At 69.4% G+C, this 18,293-nt stretch carries 17 protein-coding genes and 1 pseudogene; 7 read left to right on the top strand and 11 right to left on the bottom strand.

All coding sequences use genetic code 11. The features are described from left to right. Positions 1-334: 334 nt before the first annotated feature. Positions 335-1,291, top strand: a complete 957-nt coding sequence (locus tag M2271_RS16905; RefSeq protein ID WP_280888052.1) for an ABC transporter substrate-binding protein — start codon at positions 335-337, stop codon at positions 1,289-1,291. A 259-nt stretch (positions 1,292-1,550) separates the two neighbouring features. On the opposite strand, the gene M2271_RS16900 is transcribed toward M2271_RS16905, so the two are convergent. The 5 genes from M2271_RS16900 to M2271_RS16880 all read right to left on the bottom strand — a co-directional run bounded on the left by M2271_RS16900 (position 1,551) and on the right by M2271_RS16880 (position 6,719). Next, the gene (locus M2271_RS16900; RefSeq protein ID WP_280888051.1) at positions 1,551-2,162 is read right to left on the bottom strand and encodes an ATP/GTP-binding protein; all 612 of its coding nucleotides are present in this window, start codon (positions 2,160-2,162) and stop codon (positions 1,551-1,553) included. Further along, positions 2,149-2,508: a DUF742 domain-containing protein gene (locus M2271_RS16895; RefSeq protein ID WP_280888050.1), complete on the bottom strand. Its 360-nt coding sequence runs from the start codon at positions 2,506-2,508 to the stop codon at positions 2,149-2,151. The genes M2271_RS16900 and M2271_RS16895 overlap by 14 nt, the downstream gene beginning before the upstream one ends. A gap of 1 nt (position 2,509) precedes the next feature. Next, complete coding sequence (locus M2271_RS16890) at positions 2,510-2,941, bottom strand: roadblock/LC7 domain-containing protein (protein WP_280888049.1); 432 nt, start codon at positions 2,939-2,941, stop codon at positions 2,510-2,512. A gap of 11 nt (positions 2,942-2,952) precedes the next feature. Beyond that, positions 2,953-5,547, bottom strand: coding sequence for a nitrate- and nitrite sensing domain-containing protein (locus tag M2271_RS16885; protein WP_280888048.1), 2,595 nt, complete (start codon positions 5,545-5,547; stop codon positions 2,953-2,955). 158 nt (positions 5,548-5,705) lie between these two features. Continuing rightward, positions 5,706-6,719, bottom strand: a complete 1,014-nt coding sequence (locus tag M2271_RS16880) for a substrate-binding domain-containing protein (protein WP_280888047.1) — start codon at positions 6,717-6,719, stop codon at positions 5,706-5,708. 550 nt (positions 6,720-7,269) lie between these two features. Between M2271_RS16880 and M2271_RS16875 the strand changes: the two genes are divergently transcribed. The 3 genes from M2271_RS16875 (at position 7,270) to M2271_RS16865 (ending at position 10,624) form a co-directional block, all read left to right on the top strand. Beyond that, on the top strand, positions 7,270-8,307 hold the full coding sequence (locus M2271_RS16875) for an aldo/keto reductase (RefSeq protein ID WP_280888046.1): 1,038 nt from the start codon (positions 7,270-7,272) through the stop codon (positions 8,305-8,307). 99 nt (positions 8,308-8,406) lie between these two features. Then, positions 8,407-8,985 carry an IS607 family transposase gene (locus M2271_RS16870; protein ID WP_280888045.1) on the top strand — a complete coding sequence of 193 codons (579 nt, stop codon included), beginning with the start codon at positions 8,407-8,409 and terminating at the stop codon, positions 8,983-8,985. Next, a complete protein-coding gene (locus M2271_RS16865; RefSeq protein WP_280888044.1) occupies positions 8,978-10,624 on the top strand; it encodes a transposase in 1,647 nt (548 codons plus the stop codon). Before M2271_RS16870 ends, M2271_RS16865 begins: the two co-directional genes overlap by 8 nt. Here the strand turns inward: M2271_RS16865 and M2271_RS16860 are convergent. Then, positions 10,621-10,995, bottom strand: a pseudogene (locus tag M2271_RS16860) (LysR family transcriptional regulator substrate-binding protein); the annotation flags it as partial. The gene M2271_RS16865 and the pseudogene M2271_RS16860 overlap by 4 nt on opposite strands. 72 nt (positions 10,996-11,067) lie before the next feature. On the opposite strand from M2271_RS16860, the gene M2271_RS16855 reads away from it, so the two are divergent. Then, positions 11,068-11,628, top strand: coding sequence for an isochorismatase family cysteine hydrolase (locus M2271_RS16855; protein WP_280888043.1), 561 nt, complete (start codon positions 11,068-11,070; stop codon positions 11,626-11,628). 200 nt (positions 11,629-11,828) lie between these two features. On the opposite strand, the gene M2271_RS16850 is transcribed toward M2271_RS16855, so the two are convergent. Continuing rightward, positions 11,829-12,368 carry a DUF6114 domain-containing protein gene (locus tag M2271_RS16850; protein WP_280888042.1) on the bottom strand — a complete coding sequence of 180 codons (540 nt, stop codon included), beginning with the start codon at positions 12,366-12,368 and terminating at the stop codon, positions 11,829-11,831. Further along, the gene (locus M2271_RS16845; protein ID WP_280888041.1) at positions 12,368-13,066 is read right to left on the bottom strand and encodes a DUF6230 family protein; all 699 of its coding nucleotides are present in this window, start codon (positions 13,064-13,066) and stop codon (positions 12,368-12,370) included. The genes M2271_RS16850 and M2271_RS16845 overlap by 1 nt, the downstream gene beginning before the upstream one ends. Before the next feature lie 636 nt (positions 13,067-13,702). On the opposite strand from M2271_RS16845, the gene M2271_RS16840 reads away from it, so the two are divergent. Further along, the gene (locus M2271_RS16840; protein WP_280888040.1) at positions 13,703-14,350 is read left to right on the top strand and encodes a Tat pathway signal sequence domain protein; all 648 of its coding nucleotides are present in this window, start codon (positions 13,703-13,705) and stop codon (positions 14,348-14,350) included. Positions 14,351-14,414: 64 nt separating this feature from the next. On the opposite strand, the gene M2271_RS16835 is transcribed toward M2271_RS16840, so the two are convergent. The 3 genes from M2271_RS16835 to M2271_RS16825 all read right to left on the bottom strand — a co-directional run bounded on the left by M2271_RS16835 (position 14,415) and on the right by M2271_RS16825 (position 17,141). Continuing rightward, entirely contained in the window at positions 14,415-15,401 is a 987-nt protein-coding gene (locus tag M2271_RS16835) for a lytic polysaccharide monooxygenase (protein WP_280888039.1), read from the bottom strand. 250 nt (positions 15,402-15,651) lie between these two features. After that, complete coding sequence (locus M2271_RS16830) at positions 15,652-16,503, bottom strand: SDR family oxidoreductase (protein ID WP_280888038.1); 852 nt, start codon at positions 16,501-16,503, stop codon at positions 15,652-15,654. After that, on the bottom strand, positions 16,500-17,141 hold the full coding sequence (locus tag M2271_RS16825) for a ScbR family autoregulator-binding transcription factor (protein ID WP_280888037.1): 642 nt from the start codon (positions 17,139-17,141) through the stop codon (positions 16,500-16,502). Before M2271_RS16825 ends, M2271_RS16830 begins: the two co-directional genes overlap by 4 nt. Positions 17,142-17,361: 220 nt before the next feature. On the opposite strand from M2271_RS16825, the gene M2271_RS16820 reads away from it, so the two are divergent. Further along, positions 17,362-18,231, top strand: a complete 870-nt coding sequence (locus M2271_RS16820) for a ScbA/BarX family gamma-butyrolactone biosynthesis protein (RefSeq protein ID WP_280888036.1) — start codon at positions 17,362-17,364, stop codon at positions 18,229-18,231. Positions 18,232-18,293 lie beyond the last annotated feature (62 nt).

Raw genomic sequence — 18,293 nt, 5'->3', positions numbered from 1 at the left:
TGACCGTTTCTGATCGATATGGGGCGGCGCGGTGTGACCAGACAAAGTATGACCAGACAATACCGATGCAGCCCCGCACGCCACTGTGACCGGAGCCAACTTCCGGGAGACTACAGCCTCTTTCGTCGCCGGATCGTGCCCGCCTGCGTCAAGAATCCATCACGACTCACCCATGGATGGGCGGGTTCGGTGATGATCCTGTTTCTTCGCCATTCACAAATGATCAGACATTGAGGCCAATTGGTGACCGGCCTTCTCTTGACTGACCAAGAACCCGCTGGATTGGATCAGTGGAAGAGCTTCCGAGCAACCCCCAGAGTCCGGAACGGAAATCGTGACTTCCTACGCAGCCCACAGCAGGCCCCTCAGGAGACGTCCCGGCGTGGCCGCCCTCGCGCTCGCCGCCGCCACCGCCCTGCTGGCGGGATGTTCCTCCTCATCCGACGACACGTCCGACCCGCTCGCCGACACCGCGAAGAGCGGCACGGTCGTCGTCGGCTCCAACAACTTCGCCGAGAGCATCCTGATCGCCGACATCTACGGCGAGGCCCTGAAGGCCAAGGGCATCAAGGTCTCCTACAAGCCGAACATCGGCAGCCGTGAGACCACCTACGGCCTGCTGAAGAACGGTTCCATCACTGTTCTGCCGGAGTACAACGGTTCGCTGCTCGCCTATCTGGACCCGAAGGCGGAGCAGAAGTCGGCCGCGGCCGTGAACGCGGCCGCGAAGGCCAAGCTCGACTCGAAGCTGACGTTGCTGGAGTCGTCGCCGGCCGAGGACAAGGACTCCGTCAGCGTCAACGCGGACACCGCGAAGAAGCACAACCTCACCTCGCAGTCCACGCTCGCGGACCTCAAGAACATCGCGCCCGAGCTGGTCATCGGCGGTTCGCCGGAGTTCCAGACCCGGCAGCAGGGCCTGCTGGGCCTGCAGGCGCAGTACGGCCTGAAGTTCAAGTCGTTCAAGGCGCTGGACGCGGGCGGTCCGCTGACCCAGGCGGCGCTGACGAAGAACACCGTCCAGGCCGCGGACATCTTCACCACGGACCCGACCATCGTCAAGGAGAAGTTCGTCGTCCTCCAGGACCCGAAGAACCTCTTCGGCTTCGCGAGCGTGACCCCGCTGGTGTACAAGTCCGGCCTCTCCCAGGAAGGCGTCGCCGCCCTCAACGAGGTCTCGGCCAAGCTGGACACGAAGTCGCTGCTGGACATGGACTCCCAGGTGCAGCTCGAGAGCAAGGACCCGCTCGACGTCGCCAAGGCCTGGCTGAAGTCGGCCGGCCTGAGCTGACGTCCGCCCTTGGACGCGATGTCTGCCCTTGGACGCGACGTCCGCCCTTGGACGCCTCGGCTGACGGATCGGCGCGGGTGCCCTCCCGAACGGGGGGCACCCGCGCTGTCCTCGGTGGAGTCGTCCTGGAGGCACACCGGCCGGCGGTCCTCACGTCCTCGTCGCCGCCGGGCGCCACCGCCGCGACCGAGCCCCTCAGCGGACCGGGCGCCGCCATTGCCGCCACAGCCGCGACCGCCGTGACCGCTGCGACCGAGCCTCAGCGGACCGGACGGGTGAGCCGACCCGGGCTGTCGCCCTCGCCCGCCTCGGCGATCACCCGGTCCAGAAGGGCGATCAGTACGTCCCGGCAGGAGCCGCGCTCCCGGGCGTCGCACAGCAGCACCGGGACGTGCTCCGGCAGCGCCAGCGCGTCCCGGACGTCCTGCGGCGGGTACGGATGCCGTCCGTGGAAGCCGTTGACGCCGACGACGAACGGGATGCCCCGCCGCTCGAAGAAGTCGACGGCGGCGAAGCTCGACTCCGGCCTGCGGACGTCGATCAGCACCACCGCGCCCAGCGCGCCGACGGCCAGGTCGTTCCACATGAACCAGAACCGCTGCTGCCCGGGCGTGCCGAAGAGATAGAGCACCAGCTCGTCGCTGATCGTGATCCGGCCGAAGTCCAGAGCCACGGTGGTGGCACGTTTCTCCTCGATGCCGTCCAGGTCGTCGACGCCCAGACCCGCGGCGGTCAGCGACTCCTCGGTACGCAGCGGGGCGATCTCGCTGACCGACCCGACCATCGTGGTCTTGCCGACGCCGAAGCCCCCGGCGATCAGGATCTTGACGGTGTCGGGTGCCGCCGGGGCGGCGGCGTCAGAGCCGGCCAAGGCCGTCCCTCACTTTCTGCAGCAGGTCCATGCGCGGGGCGCGGGGCGAGACGTGGTGCGGTGGGCGGGCGGTGATCAGACCGGCCTCCAGCAGGTCGCTGAGCATGATGACGATCACGCTCATCGGAAGGTCCAGCAGCGCGGCCAGCTCCGCCACGGCCACCGGCCGTGCGCACCGGCGCAGGATCCGCGTCTGCTCGGGCTGCGGCCGGGGGGCCCGCTCCGGCGCCGGATCCACCGCCGTCACCGTGGTGATGAGGGTGAAGTCGGCGCGGCTCGGCCGGGTCCGGCCACCGGTCAGGGCGAAGGGCCGTACCAGCCGGCCCGCCGCGTCGCTTCCGCTCACCTCACTCGCCGGAGGCGGCCGTGGGTCCCGCATGGGCCCTAGGTGCCGCGCTCAGGTGCTCGCCGATCCTCTTCACCAGCATGTTCATCTGGTACGCCACCACGCCGACGTCGGCTCCCGGTCCGGTCAGGACGACCAGGTGGGCGCCGGGTCCGGCGGAGGTCAGGATCAGGAAGCTGTTGGCCATCTCGATGAGTGCCTGGCGCACCGGGCCGCCGCGGAAGTCCATGCTGACGCCTTTGCTGAGGCTCATCAGCCCGGAGGCGGTCGCCGCCAGCCGTTCGGCGTCGTCCCGCACGAAGCCGGTGGACCTGCTGACGACCAGTCCGTCCTCGGAGAGCACGACGGCGTGGTTCACGTCGGCGACCCGGTCCACGAGACCGGTGAGCAACTGGTCCAGCTGGGTGTCCGTGGCGGGCGTGGGGCGTGTCATGGCGGTGTCCTTCATGAGCGGTCGGCGTGAGAAGTCGGGATGACGGCTGGGTTCGAGGCGAAGAGGTCCGGCGGGGCTGATCCCTGCTTGTCGTACGGCGGGAGGTCTTCCTTGTCGTCGTACGGCGTGGGCTCGTCCTTGTCGTCGTACGGTGTCGCGTCGTCCTTGTCGTCGTGCCGCGTCGGCACGTCGTTGCACGGGGCCGGTCCGCCCTCGTCCGGGGCTGGCCCATCCCCGTCCGGGGCTGGTCCGTCCTCGTCGCGTGCCCGGAGGGTTCCGGCCTGGAAGCCGGCGAGCGAGGAGGCGGCGTGCTCCGCGGTGAAGTCGGCGTCGGCGTCGGCGTCGGTCTCGTCGGCCGACGCCTCCTCGCGGAGCTCGGCGACCAGGCTGGTCTGCGGGACGCGACGGGGCAGCGGGGTGAGGCCGTCGAAGCGGGGGGCGGGGCCGGGGGCGGTGGCGGTGGCGGTGGCGGACGTCCGGGCGGTGGCGGGGGCCGGCGTCGGGGTGGTGGCGGGGGCCGGCGTCCGGGTGGTGGCGGACGTCCTGGCGGTGGGTACGAGGCGGTGAGCGTGGGGGGTGGGGGAGGGGTCCGGGTTCTGGACGGGGTCCGGGTCCTTCACCGCGTCCTTCCGGGACTCGGGTGCCGCCGTGGACGCCGCGCCCTTCGCGGGCCGTACGACCGCGGCCTCCGGCACCACCACCTCGTGTGGGATCAGCACGATCGCCGTGGTGCCGCCGTACGGCGAGGAGCGCAGGGTGACCCCGATGCCGTGCCGCCTGGCAAGCCGGGAGATCACGAACATGCCGAGCCGCAGGTCGTCGGCGAGCGCCACCACGTCGAACTGCGGCGGGTCGGCCAACTGGGCGTTGAGGGAGGCGTATTCCTCTTCGGACAGGCCCAGACCCCGGTCCTCGACCTCGACGGCCAGCCCCTTGGCCACCATCGCGGCCCGCACCCCGACGGGACTCGGCGCGGGGGAGTACGCGGTGGCGTTGTCGATCAACTCGGCCAGCAGATGGATCACGTCCGCCACCGCGGGCGGCACCAGGAACACCTCCAAGTCGGTGAGCACCTCCACCCGCTGGTACTCGGCGACCTCGCCGACCGCGCTGCGCAGGATGTCGACCAGCGCGACCGGTTCGGTCCAGCTGCGCCGCGGCTGCTCACCGCTGATGATGACGAGGTTCTCCTCGTAGCGGCGCAACTGGCTGGCCGTGGAGTCCAGTTCGTACAGGCCCTTGAGAACGTCGGGGTCCTGGTGCTCACGCTCCAGCGCGTCGAGCTGACTGAGCTGGAGGTTGACCAGGTTCTGGCTCTGCCGTGCGATGCCGAGAATCACCTTCTGGAAACCGCGCCGGGTGTCGGCGAGTTCCACGGTGGTCACCACGGCCGTGCGCTGTGCGGTGTTGAACGCCTGGGCCACCTGGCCGAGTTCGTCCGAGCCGTAGTCCAGCGGGGGTGCTGCCAGGTCGATGTCGACCTTCTCGCCCCGCTCCAACCGGCGCACCACGTCGGGCAGTCGCTCCTCGGCCAGCCCGAGGGTGGCTTCCCGCAGACCGTGCAGCCGCCGGGACAGGGAACGGGTGATCCGCCAGGACATGCCCACGCACAGCAGCACCGCGACGAGTCCTCCGGCGCTCAGCGAGGCGGCCGTCAGCAGCAGCCCGTCGGCCTTGTCGGCGCTGCGGTCGAGCAGTGCGGAGGTCTGCTGCCGGATCAGGGCGCCGTACTCGGCGGCGACCGTCTTCATCGCCGTGGCCCACTGCTTCTGCGCCTCGGGCAGGGCGACCCGGTGGGCGTCGGACGGCCGGGCCGCGAGCACCCGGTCCTCGACGGTCTGCAGGGTCTGCCACTGAGGGCTCTGCAGGATCCGCTCGGTCTGCGCCTTCGTGCTGCCGCGCAGCGCGGGCACGATCTCGTCCTGGACGATCCAGCGCCGGGTGTTGACCATGTGGCCGAACTCGGTCCGCGCCTTCTCATCGAGGTATCCCGACGGCCAGGCGAGGGTGAGCCGGGCGTCCTCCTGGGAGACCAGCTCCGCCGCGTGCTCCAGGGCGACCAGGGGACCGGCCTGCGAGGTGAGGTCGCCGTCGTCGACCTGGGAGAGCTCCTGGAAAGCGTGGATCTGGTCGTCGATGATCGAGGTGTACTGGTCCAGCGCCTGCTCGGCGGTGATGTCGGTGGGGTTGTTCACCTGACTGCGGTAGTACTCCAGGCTGCCCACCGACCCGACGACCGAGTACAGCCGATCGGCCACGCGGGTGGGGGCCTTCTGAATGGCGTCGGCCCGGCCGACGAGCTTCGCGACCGCCTTGTCCGTCTCCCCGCGCGCCCGGTCCAGGGCTGCCCGGGAGCCGGGCTGCGCGGCCAGCCAGGCGGCCGACAACCCGCGTTCCCGCTGGAGCGCGAGTGTGGCGTCGGTGCCCATCGCGCCGGTCGACATGCTCAGTTCCGTCTGTGAGCGCAGTCTGAGGCCCTCCGAGAACATCTGCGTCGTCGTCAGACCCCACAGGGCGGCGAGGGTGACGCTCGGCACCAGTGCCAGGAGGATGAGGGAGAGACGTATGGAGCCGAGGCGGCGCCGGGAACCTGTCCGTCTAGACATGGTCTTCCTTGGGCGATGAGCAGGGGAGTGGGGAGCAGGGAGCGAGGAGCGGGGCAGGGCGGTCGGGAGCGGGCGGTCGCGCGGCGTCCGGTGCCGAGGGAGGACCGATAGAGGCCAGATGGGGGCCAGATGGGGGCACGGTGGCGTGCGCCGGCCGGTCAGCGGGTTCCGGCGGCGGCGAACCGGGCGACCGAGGCGACGTTCGTCTTCGTGACGATCGCGGGCCCGGTGAGCACGGGAGCCACACCGCCGCCGCTGAAGTTGCCGTTGGTCCGGTACAGCCACAACGCGTCCACGGCGAGGTAGCCCTGCAGATAGGGCTGCTGGTCCACCGCGAACTGCACGTCCCCGTCGGTCACGGCCTTGACCAGGTCCTTGTCGAGATCGAAGGTGGCGACCTCGGCCCTGCTGCCCGCCTCCTGAACCGACTTGACCGCGCTGAGGGCGAACGCGGCGCCGTTGGTGACGACTTCGTCGATGGTGGGGTCCTGCCGCAACCGGGCCGTGACGGCGGCGTCCACGGAGTTCATGTCGGTGCCCTCGACATAGAGCATCTCGGTCTGACCGGCGAAGGTCTTCTTCACGCCGGCGCAGCGCGCCTCCAGGGCGACGTTGCCCCGTTCGTGGATGACGCACAGGGCGTGCTTGGCCTTGATGGCGTCCAGTTGGTCGCCGACGGCCCGGCCCGCGAGGCTCTCGTCCTGGCCGAAGTAACTCAGGAGCCCTTGAGAGCGCCAGGCGTCGATACCGGAGTTGAGGCCGACGACGGGAATACCGGCCGCCTTCGCCTCGCCGACCGGGCCCTTCATCGCCTGCGGCTTGGCCAGGGTCACCGCGATGCCGTCGACCTTGTCGCGGACCGCGTCCCGCACCAACTTCGCCTGCTTGGCCGGATCGGAGTCGTTCACGTACGTCAGGGCGATGCCGTCTTTGGCGGCCGCCGCCCGGGCACCCTTCTGCACGCGGTCCCAGAAGGCGTCCCCCTGGCCGCCGTGGGTGATCAGGGCGACCTTGATCCGGCCGGTGGTCGCGCTGCCAGCCGCGTCCGCGCCCGCGTCGAACCGGGCGCCACCGGATCCGGAGCAGCCGGCAAGGAGCAGGCAGAGTGCGGCGGTCAGGGCGGCCGTGCGGACGGAACCCGAGGAGGCCTGAGGTGGGGGAGGAGTGGTCATGGAGGGGGGCACCTCGCTGTGCGGCCGAGCAAGCCGAACTCGAAACTGCGGCCGACGCGGAAGGTGCGCCGACCGTTTGGACCTTCGTTGGCCTGGAGCCAACCGTGTGTGACCGCTGGTAGTCAAGTGATCAGCCGCTCGCCCTGAGTTGTCGGTGCCGCATCGTGATGATCTCTCCGGCCGAGGCCTGCGCAGAAGGCCGCTCCCGCCGTGCTCCCGCCGTGCTCCCGCCGTGCTCGCGTCGACCGGGCTGCCCGCCCGACACGGGCAACCACTCGACGGCGCGGGCCCCGCTGCACGGCACCAACCGGGAATGGCCGAACCGGAGTCGGCGAACTCCCCTATCGCGTCCGACGACTGACGGAAGGCCCCACTTCGCCCGCCGCCCCGCAGCCGGAGCCCGAACGGGTGTCCCGCACCCCGAACCTCATAGGGGACCCCATAACGGGACCCTGGTTTCGTTAACTCTTCGCGCCTGCTAGGTTGAGGGACCTGGCTAACGGGTCTTCAGGGCCATTAGTTAGATCAGTCGACAAGAGAGGAAACAGTCATGGAGTACAGGCGGCTGGGTGCATCCGGCCTCAAAGTCCCCGCGCTGAGCTTCGGTGCCGGCACCTTCGGCGGCCAAGGACCGCTGTTCGGGGCTTGGGGCACCACCGATGCGCGAGAAGCCCGCCGCCTCGTGGACATCTGCCTGGAAGCCGGGATCACGATGTTCGACACCGCCGACGTCTACTCCGGCGGCGCCTCGGAGGAGGTGCTGGGCGAAGCGATCAAAGGCCGCCGGGATCAGGTGATCGTGTCCACCAAGACCAGCCTGCCGATGGGGGACGGCCCAGGCGATGCGGGCTCCTCCCGTTCGCGTCTGATCACCGCGTGCGAGGCCGCCCTGCGCCGACTCGGTACCGACCACCTCGACCTGTTCCAGCTGCACGCCTTCGACGCCGGCACTCCGATCGAGGAAGTCCTGTCCGCACTCGACGATCTCGTACGAGCAGGAAAAGTCCGCTACCTCGGCATCTCCAACTTCTCCGGGTGGCAGGCGATGAAGTCCCTCTCGATCGCGGAGCGGTACGGCCACCCCCGCTATGTCGCGCATCAGGTCTACTACTCCCTCATCGGCCGCGACTACGAATGGGAGCTGATGCCCCTCGGGCTGGATCAGGGCCTCGGAGCCCTGGTCTGGAGCCCTCTCGGCTGGGGACGGCTCACCGGTGAAGTCCGCCGCGGCCGGCCCCTGCCGGCCAACAGCCGACTGCATCACACCGCGGACCACGGTCCGCCGGTCGAGGACGAACACCTCTACCGCGTGGTCGACGCCCTCGACGAGATCGCGCAGGAGACCGGCAAGAGAATTCCGCAGATCGCCATCAACTGGCTGCTGCAGCGGCCGACCGTCTCCTCCGTCATCATCGGCGCCCGCAACGAGGAGCAGCTCCGTCAGAACCTCGGTGCCGTCGGCTGGACTCTTACGCCCGACCAGTTGGCAAAACTCGATGCGGCGAGCGCCAGGACCGCGGCCTACCCCTACTTCCCCTACCACCGTCAGGAAGGGTTCGCTCGCCTCAACCCACCAGCGGTTGCGTAGATCTTGAAGGTGCCAGCGTTAAGCAGGGTGGCCAACTGCTCAGGGTTAAGTCAACTCTAGCGTGTATTGCAGCCCTTGAGTGCGTGTTACGGTCGCTGCATGAACCTCAAGGAGTGGGCAATGGCGAACGGTGTGCATCCGCATACCGCCTATCGCTGGTTCCGTGAGGGCACTCTTCCGGTTCCCGCTGAGCGGGTCGGGCCGCGCACGATCCTGGTGAACATCGAGGCGAACTCCTCACCGTCCGTGACGGGTGGGGTGGGTTTGTATGCCCGCGTCTCCTCGCACGATCAAAAGGACGATCTCGAACGCCAGGCGACCCGATTGTCCCAGTGGGCGGCGAAGGCAGGTCACCGGGTGGTCCGGATCGAGTCGGAGATCGCCTCGGGCGTGAACGGCTCACGCCCCAAGGCCCGTCGCCTGCTGGCTGATCCTGAGGTGACGGCCGTGGTGGTGGAACACAAGGACCGGCTCGGGCGGATGAACGTGGAGTTGATCGAAGCCGCCTTGTCCGCGACCGGGCGTCGCCTGGTGGTGCTGGATGACGGCGAGGTCGAAGACGACCTGGTACGGGACATGGTGGAGGTCCTGACCTCGTTCTGTGCCCGCCTGTACGGGCGTCACTCCGCGAAGAACCGGGCGAGGAAGGCATGGGAAGCGGCGGCGTCCGATGACTGAGCCGAAGAAACAACTCCGCCAGATCGCCCCGTCGTTCGTCGCGCTCGGCCCCTCTGGCGTGTCGATACGCGACCGCCTCAAGCACCTCACGCCCGAGGATGAGAAGGTCCTGCGCCTGCTCGGCGCGCACCTCGGCTCGCTGGCGTCGAAGGACCTCAGGACCTGGTGCGCTGACGGCATGGAGCACTCCACCGATACGTGGGCCGCCCGTAAGCGGGAGCTGACCGCTCTCTCGTCGTCGCGGTGGGCCGGGTCGATCACGAAGGCCACGCATGATCAGTGGGCGCTCGCCCGGCGCGGACAGGCCGCGCACCTCCAAAACCTCGAAGCCGGGATCAAGACCGTCGCGCACCGCTTGTCCCTGCCCATCGGGGAGAAGGGCACCAAGCGCGCCCCCGGCGGCTACCGGTCGAAGAACGAGTGGTTCCAAAAGACCCGGCGCCTGCATCTGCTTGAGGAGCGGACCGACGCTGTTCGCGCCGACCGTGAAGCGGGTCGTGTTCGCGTAGTGCGCGGCGGCAGACGCCTTTTGAACACCCGCCACAACCTCGGCAAAGCCCAGCTCACCGAACCCGAATGGCGCCGGCGCTGGGAAGCATCTCGCTGGTTCCTCCAAGCGGACGGTGAGTCGGGAAAGCGGTACGGCAACGAAACCATCCGCATCACCCCGGACGGCGAGGTCAGCATCAAGCTGCCCGCCCCGCTCGCCGGCCTGGCCAACAGCAAGCACGGCCGGTACGTCCTCACAGCCCGCGTGTCGTTCCCGCACCGGGGCACCGAGTGGGCCGACCGCGTGGAAGCCAACCGGGCGGTCGCCTACCGCATCCACTACGACACGGCCAGGGGCCGCTGGTACGTGGACGCCTCCTGGACCTTTCCCATCACCCAGACGATCCCGATGGAGACCGCCCTCGCGCACGGGGTGGTCGGCGTGGACACCAACGCCGACCACTTAGCCGCCTGGCGTCTGGACACCCATGGCAACCCGACCGGCCAGCCCCGGCGCTTCTGGTTCGACCTGTCCGGCAACGCCGAGCACCGTGACGCACAGGTCCGCCATGCCCTGTCGAGGCTGCTGAACTGGGCGAAAACCTGCGGTGTTGCCGCTATCGCGGTCGAGGACCTGGACTTCCAGGCGGAGAAGACCCGCGAGAAGCACGGCCGCAAGCGCCGCTTCCGCCAACTCATCTCCGGCATGCCCACCGGGAAACTCCGCGCCCGGCTCACCTCCATGGCCGACGCCACCGGTATCGCCATCATCGCCGTGGACCCCGCCTACACCAGCATGTGGGGCGCACGGCACTGGCAGAAGCCCATGGCTGGCCCCACCCGCAAGACCAGCCGACACGATGCCGCGAGCATCGCGATCGGCAGACGCGCCCAAGGGCACCCGATCCGGCGACGGACGACACCGCCCCGTAACGACCAGAGTGATCGTTACGGGCATCGGACCGTCCAGGCCGACCGGCGTGCTCTTGGGTGTGAGGGAACCCGCCGCCCCGTCACGGACCGTGGTCAAGAGCCACCGGCCCGGACAGGGAGAAAACAAGGAACGCGGGCGACCAGTGCATCCAAAACCGTTCGGGATGCGCGCAGCGACAGGCAGTGGGTCCAAGACTCACTCCTGCTCACTGATTAGGAACGGTTGTGGGTGTCTTTCCAGACCAGAGCGAGTGACGCCGATGTTTCGATGTCGTCGATGGTGCGGGCGGTGAGTCGGTCACGGTGGCTCGCGGCCATCGAATCACTGAGGATGGCGACGCCGAGACCGCGGGCCGCGAGGCCGGCGATGGCATCCGCGGCGCCGACTTGCAACGCGATCGCGGGTTGGAGGCTCTGTGCGGCGCAGGCACGGTCGAACACCGTTCGGAGGCCGGTCCCTGTCGGCATGCAGATGATGGGGTGAACGGCCAGGTCGCGCAGCGTGACCCGCCGTTGTTTCGCCAAGGAGTGCCCGGCCGGAACTGCTGCGACGAGCCGCTCGCTGATGATGGTCAGTCCGTGCAGTCCGTGCAGTCCGTCCACGCCGTCGGGGGCGTCGGTATCACGTCGTTGTCCGGAGGGGAACGCTACCGTGAGCCCATGCCACCCGCTTCCGCGCTCCTCGTCATCGACATGCAGAACGACCTGGTGGGCATCGCCTACCGGGCCGCCGAGACCGTCGCCGTGATCGCCGGATTGCGTGAACGCGCCAAAGCCGCCGGCGTACCGGTGGTAACGATTCAGGACCAGGGTGCCGGGATGGAAGCCGGGACGGAGGGCTGGCGGATCGTGTCCGAACTCGCGCCCGCTGCCGACGAGACTGTCGTCCACAAGAGCAGCCCGGACAGCTTCCTGGACACCGATCTCGACAAGGTTCTGAAGGTGCTGGGAGTCACCGAGGTGATCGTCACCGGGTTCGCGACTGAGATCTGTGTGGACACCACGGCGCGGCAGGCGCTGAGCCACCGGTACGACCTGGTGCTGGTCGCGGACGGCCACACCACCTCCGTCCGGCTCGACAGTGGTGACTACGCCTCGCCGGGGCAGTCGATCGCGCACCACAATGAGATCTTCCGGCACATCGACTTCCCTGGGCGGAGCATCCGGGTGCTGCCCGCGTCCGAAGTGGCCTTCGCCGCGGCGGAGAAGCTGGCCAGGTAGGAGTGTGCTCGATCCGGGTACATCGGTCTGCTCGATACCGCCGGCCTGCCACCGCTGCGGAGGTATTGTCCCGGCCGAACAATCTCTGTGGGCGCTGAGCCCAAAAGACGCAACGGGATGATCGTGACGCCGTGTGAAGCCGTCCGCGGTGAGCCCGGCAGAGGCCGCCCGATGGAGTCACCGGACGGCCGGGCCGGAGATCAGGCGGGCTCGACGGCCTGCCGCTGACCGTCCTGCCCCTGCCGTTGACCGTCCTGCGCCTGCCGCTGACCGGCCTGCGGATCCGCACGGCTTGTCTCCCCGCGGAGCGGCTCATGGCCGAGTTGCTTCGCCTCCCGAGCTTTCTTCCGCCGCTGCCGTCGGCTCACGCGCGGCTCCTGGTCGGGCAGCCAGCCGAAGGCGAGGCAACTGCCGACCGTGCCCAGCAGCAGGCCGATGAAGAAGCCGCCCAGGTTCGAGGTGACCCAGGTGCCCAGGGACAGCAGGACGCCGGTGATCGAGTAGAAGAGGCGCTGGGCCGGGTTGAAGAGGATCAGCAGCCCGAGCAGCACCATCAGGCCCGGCAGGAGGTAGCCGGCCAGGCCCTGCATGCCGATGTGCATGACGACCTTGATGGAGGCCTTCTCGGTGAGCAGGATCTCCGCCCCGCCCAGGGCGAGCAGCAGCCCGCCCCAGAACGGACGGGCGGCCCGCCAGCGCTGGAAGCCGGACCGCGGGTCCTGGCCTGGCCGGCCCGGCATCAGCAGCCCTTCTGGCTGAAACTGAGCTTCAGGCCGGGCAGCTTGAACACCCCCGCGGTGGTGGCGTAGTTGGTCTGCCGCAGGTTGGTGATGCGTACGGTGTCGGCCTGCTGGCTGAACACACCGAGCGGGCCTTTCACGCCGGCCTTGTTGAGCGTGCTGGCGTCGTTGCCGATCTCGATGTTCTTGAAGACGGCGTTGCCCGACATCTCGGTCGAGTCGGTGGTCAGATCGGTCGCTCGGACCTTCTGCTTGCCTTCGCCGGCTGTGAGGAGCAGGTTCGTGCCGCCCAGGTCCACGCTCTGGCACAGCTTGGTGAGGGTGGCCTTCTTGATGGCGGAGGTGATGACGAGCACGTCGCCGCCGGTGTCGCCCGCGTTCGGGTTGTCCTTGCCCTGCGCCATGACGTCGAGGCCGCCGAACTGCTCGAATCCGGTGCCTTTGAGCTCGGTCGCGGTGACCGTGAAGGCCATGCCGGAGATGGCGAACTGCACGCCCAGTGCTCCCTCGGCCGTCAGGATCGCGAGTCCCGCGGTGACCGCGACGGCCGGCACCGCCATGATCGCGGCCCGGCGCGCCCGCACCCGCCCGCGTCTCGCTGAACCGTCGGGGGCTTCGGGCGTGTCTGTCACGGAACCGCTTTCCGGGTTCTCAGGGGTGTTGCCGGCGGACGAGGTGAAGTCCGAGGACGAGGCCATGTTCTGCTCCCGTGGGCATAGTCAATGCAGTGGGGCTTCAGGTTCAGTGGCAGGTTGTCCTGGCGCGGACAGCGAACCGTGCGCAGACCTCCTCGCGTCTCCCGGTGGATGCAAGGACTTTCTGGTTACGCATCGGTAGCCTTCGAGGAAGTTACCGGTGGTTACATTCGAGGGTCAAGCATGTTGTGCGAAAAGGGTGTCGATTATGTGTCGCCCATGGTCGCGGCGTTGACCGTACGACAAAAACACCTCAGTCGGCCGAGTAACTGCCTTACAACACCTTGACGTTGACGGACCATCAGGTCTACAACTCTCCCAGGCTTCCCCCGATCCGTGGCGCCGGATCCAGTCGCTTTCCCGGACGTTCTGTCCAGTACGGGCATCTCATCGCCCGAGTCCGACCCTCCACGGCACCCGCACGGTCGCTTCCCCCGGTGGCCGTGCCGGACCGCTCTTCCACCCGGTCCGGCCGGAGGCCCTCATCCATTGGGTCACGGCCGGTCGCCGGTGGTTCTCCGACCGGTCTCCGGTCGGCCGTCGTTGCCGGTCCGTCACGTACGGAGAAGGCGTCACGGGCCGGCGACGACGTCACCCCGACGGAAAACCCACCCCTCGCCCCAGAAACGAGGCACCCGCATGCGCACTCGAGCCCTCCTCGCCCTCACCGGAGCCGTCGCCGCCCTCACGCTCCCGGCGATCACCCCCGCGTCGGCGGCCGCCGGCCCGGTCCTGACCACCGGCAGCGTCGGCGGTACGCCCATTGCCGCCGGCGACGTCCTCACCGCGCCGCTGGCCACCGGCACCACCGCGACCCTCTACTCCAGCGCCACCGGCACCAGCGGCATCTCGTGCACGGCCTCGCAGTTCACCGCCACCGTCACCGACAACCCGGCCGCGCCCGGCACGGCCACCGAGTCGCTCAGCGCGCACACCTTCGGCGGCTGCAGCGCCAACGTCACCGGCGTGCTCGGCGTCACCAGCATCACCGTCAACAATGTGCCCTACAAGACCTCCGTGAGCTCCGACGGCACCGTCAAGGTCACCGCGGCCACCGGCTCCGCCGTCCAGACCACGGTGGTGCTGCGCACCCTGCTCGGCAGCATCAGCTGCGTCTACCAGGCACCCAGTCTGACCGGAAAGGCCGACAACGCCGACAGCAGCATCACCTTCACCAAGCAGCAGTTCACCAAGACGTCCGGCTCGTCCCTGTGCTTCGCCAACGGCTACTTCACCGCGAAGTACGCCCCGGTGACGGACGGCAACGCGCGGGTCTACGTCAACTAGGACCAGTCCCACGGATCACGCCGGCCAAGCCCTGGCGGTCAACCGGCCTCCTCGCGCCCGGCGTTCACCGTCGACGCAAGCGCAGCGCCGCCGCGGCGCCCCCGATGAGCAGCAGTACCGCGGCGGCGCCGCCCGCCATGGTCGGCGCGGAGGGGTCGGAGTCCGTGTCGGCGGCGGAGGCCACCGGAGTGCTTTCGGGGGCGGCGCCGGCCTCGGCGGGGCTGCCGGAAGGGATGGCGGTCGCTGCGGAACCGGCCGGCGCGGGGCTCTCCTTCGCGGATTCCGCCCGCTGCCCGGTCTGCCCGGGCGACGCGCCGGCTTTCGCTTCGCCGCTGCCGCTGCCGCTGCCGCTGCCGCTGCCGCCGCCCGCGGCCGGATCGGCCCCCTGGGCCCCGGCCCCGGTACTCTTCGCCGCCGGGAACACCACGTCCGAGCACGAGTAGTACGTGTCCGGCGTGCTGCTGTTCTGCCAGACCGTGTACAGCACCTGCCGTCCCGTCCGGTCGGACGGCAGGGTCGCGTCGATCCGGTACGCCCCGTCCGTCAGCGCCGGGTCCTTCACCTCCGCGAACGGTTTCTCCGGAAGGTCGGACCAGGTCAGCGGCTTCGCCGGGTCGTAGCCGGGCTTGGTGAGATAGAGCCGGAAGGTGCCGGTGTGCGGGATCGTCGAGACGTACCGCATGGTCAGCGCCGCGCCCGGGGTCATCCGGGTGGACGGCCAGTCGGTGCGGGCGAGGTCGAGGCCCCGGTAGGCGGGCAGGCCCCCGCTGCACAGCTCTCCGTCAGGGATGGTCTGCCGGTCCCGTCCATTCACATTCGCGACGCGCAGGTTGTCCCAGGCCGTGAACGGCGACCCGTTCGCGGCGACGGCCGCCCGGCAGGCGGCGGTGCCGTTCTGGCTGCCGTCGGGAGAGCAGCCGTAGACCCGGCTGGCCGGATCCGTCGGGGCGCCGTGTGCCGCGGCCGGTGCCGCCGCCCACACGCCCAGCAACAGGGAGCTCGTGACGGAGACCGCCAGGGCAGCGGTGCGGTGTGCGGTGGTCCGGGGCATCCGGAACGTCTCCTCGGGCGGAACGGAACGGTCTGGCTTCCGTGAGGTCCACGGCCTGCTCCCGTCCAGTACGGGAGAACCGCCCGACGCGTTCACGGCACCGACGGCCCGCCGTACCCCAGGCCCCGTGCGCCGTCCCGCTCGCCAGCCCCCGTGCGCCGCCCCACCGGCCAGGCCCCGCACGCCGTCCCCCTCGCCGCCCCTTACGCCAGCCCCGTACGTCCGGCCGTCGTGCGCCAAGCCGCCAAACTCAGGCGCGAAACGCGTCCAGGTGGGCGTCGGCCCAGTCCCGGTAGGAGTGCGCGGGTCGGCCGAGCAGTTCGGCGACCGTGGGGTGCACCTGGGTCTTCGACCCGTGTCGGCCGCGCTCGGCACTCTCGGCCAGGGCGTGGGCGACCGGAGCGGGATAGCGCCTCAGGAGTTCCCGCAACACCTGATCCTTGGTCAACTCGACAAACTCCAGGGGACGTTGGAGCAAATCCGCGAGGGTGTCCGTCTGCCGCGCCGGAGTGACGGCCTCGGGCCCGGTGAGCGCGTACACGCGGCCGGCGTGCCCCGCCGGCTCCGTCAGGGCCCGTACCGCCACGTCGGCGATGTCCCGCGGATCGACCGTCGCGTTGCGCGAACTGCCGTGGGGCGCCCGGACGACTCCCTCCTCCCGGACGGAGCGGGCCCAGCTCAGGGTGTTGGACATGAACGAGCGCGGCCGCAGGAACGTCCACTGCAGGCCCGACGCGCGCAGGAGTTCCTCGTTGTCCCGCTGCCATCGCGTGACCAGGTCGGTGGCGTCGAGGTCGGCCACCGCGTGGGCCGACAGTTTCACCACATGTGCCACCCCCGCCGTGCGGGCTGCCGTCACGAAGTTCTCGTCCTGGGCGGGCGCCAGTGGGTTCGTGGTGACGAGCAGCGTGGACCGTACGCCGGAGAGCGCCTCGCGCAGACTGCCGGGATCGTCGAAGTCCCCGCCCACCGTCTCGATTCCGGGGCCCCGTACCGGGGCACGGTGCGGAGTGCGGACGAGCAGACGGACCGGGCCGGTGCCGGACAGACGCTCGGCCACCAGCCGCCCGACGGTGCCGGTGGCACCCGTCACCAGGATCACGACACGGGGACCGCGGAGAGCACCCGCAGACCACGGTCGGCTTTGCTGTCCAGGCCGAGCAGCAGGCCCGGCACCGCGAGGCTGGGCAGGATGTGGGACCACAGGACGGAGACCCGGTGCGCGAGGTCCGCCCGGTCGGTCAGCGCCCGTGACATCAGCTGAATGCCAGCGAAGCCTCCCACGAGCAGCTCCACGGTGTCCCGCGGCTGCACCGTGGGCAGCAACTCGCCCTGGCTGCGCGCCTGTTCCATGAGCGCGATGAGTCGTTCAGCCCACTGCCGGAACGGCCCGGAGTGGTCGACCCCGGGGGGCGTGGCCTGGTCCACCGTCAGCCGCACGCTGCCCCGCAGCAGGGAGTCGGTCAGCAGCCGCTGTGCCACCACGAACGTCATGTCGATGATCTCCTGCAGCTTGCAGGGCTGCTCCGGGACGGCGCCGAACGGCACCTGCTCGTCGAGCACCGCCTGGGCCAGGGACTCCTTGGAGGAGAAGTGGAAGTACAGGGCGCCCTTGGTGACATCGGCCCGCTCCAGCACCATGGAGATGGTGGTGGAGGCGTAGCCGTACTCGTCGAAGACCGCGCCCGCCGCCTCCAGGATCGTCCTGCGCGTCCTGATGGCGCGCTCCTGTTGTGCCATTAAGAGCTCCTCCACTGCGCCGAGTTGGCCAATTCCCGGAATCGTGTTTGCTGTCTCGGTCCGATCATAGGACGCTGCCGACTGATCGCATTGAAAACAAACCGGTCGGCTCGTACTCTAACGGTCACCTGAGCGGGCTCTTCACTGTCTGCTCCTGGCCTTTCGGGGGACCGTAGGGAGAGATATGCCTCAACCGCGGCAGCTTGCCGAAATCCCGTCCATGACGGCGACCGTTCCCCGTCAACTCGTTCACCGCGCGGCGGTCGCGGAAACCTTGCTCACCGGGTGGCACCGGATCGCGGACGACCGGTTCTCCGTGTCGGCGCAATGGCCGCGCGCACACGGTTTACACGTCTCGCCGGACTGGTCCGCGTACGACCCGCTGCTCGTCGTGGAGACGGTGCGGCAGAGCGGAGCGCTGATCTCGCACACAGAGTACGAGGTTCCGCTGGGCGACCACTTCGTGCTCCGGGAGTTCGACGTCGCCACGTTTCCGCGGCAGTTGGCCGTGGGAGCGGTCCCAGCCGAGCTGACCGTCGAGGTCGCCTTCGTCGACATCCAGTACCGAGGCCGTCGTCCGGTGGGTGCGGTGTACACCGCGGAGGTCCTGCGTGACGGGGAACGCGTCGCGACCGCGCGGCGCGTGGCGTTCACCTGCACCAGTGAGCCCGTCTATCGCCGGCTGCGAGGCGGTCGTACCGCCGCCACCGTGACCCCGTTGCCGCTGCCGCCCGCGCTGCCCGCCGCCACCGTGGGCCGCGCGCTGCCGGCGGACGTGGTCCTCGCCCCGGCCGGGCGGCCGAACCTCTGGCGGCTGCGAATAGATACCGCACACCCCGTTTTCTTTGACCACCCTCTCGATCACGTCCCGGGCATGTTGTTGCTGGAGGCCACCCGCCAGGCCGTCCAGGCGCACACCGGCGGGACCCGCTCGCCGGTCTCGTTCCACATCGCCTTCCATCGGTACGCCGAACTGGACGAACTCGCCTGGATAGAGGCGACGGACGGGTCCGGGGGCGATGTGCAAGTCGTGGGCAGACAGGGAGATTCGACGGTCTTCGTCTGCACGGTGGGCACGGAGGCAAGGTGAGCTATCGTGTACAGGGAGAGAAACAAACGGCATGACCCGTTCTTTCCCGCAGGAGTCCCGTC

Origin of the sequence: Streptomyces sp. LBL (assembly GCF_029893585.1) — a bacterium.
Classification (GTDB): Bacteria; Actinomycetota; Actinomycetes; order Streptomycetales; family Streptomycetaceae; genus Streptomyces.
The sequence above is the reverse complement of the archived record's forward strand: the minus strand, read 5'-3'. Positions and strand labels throughout refer to the sequence as shown.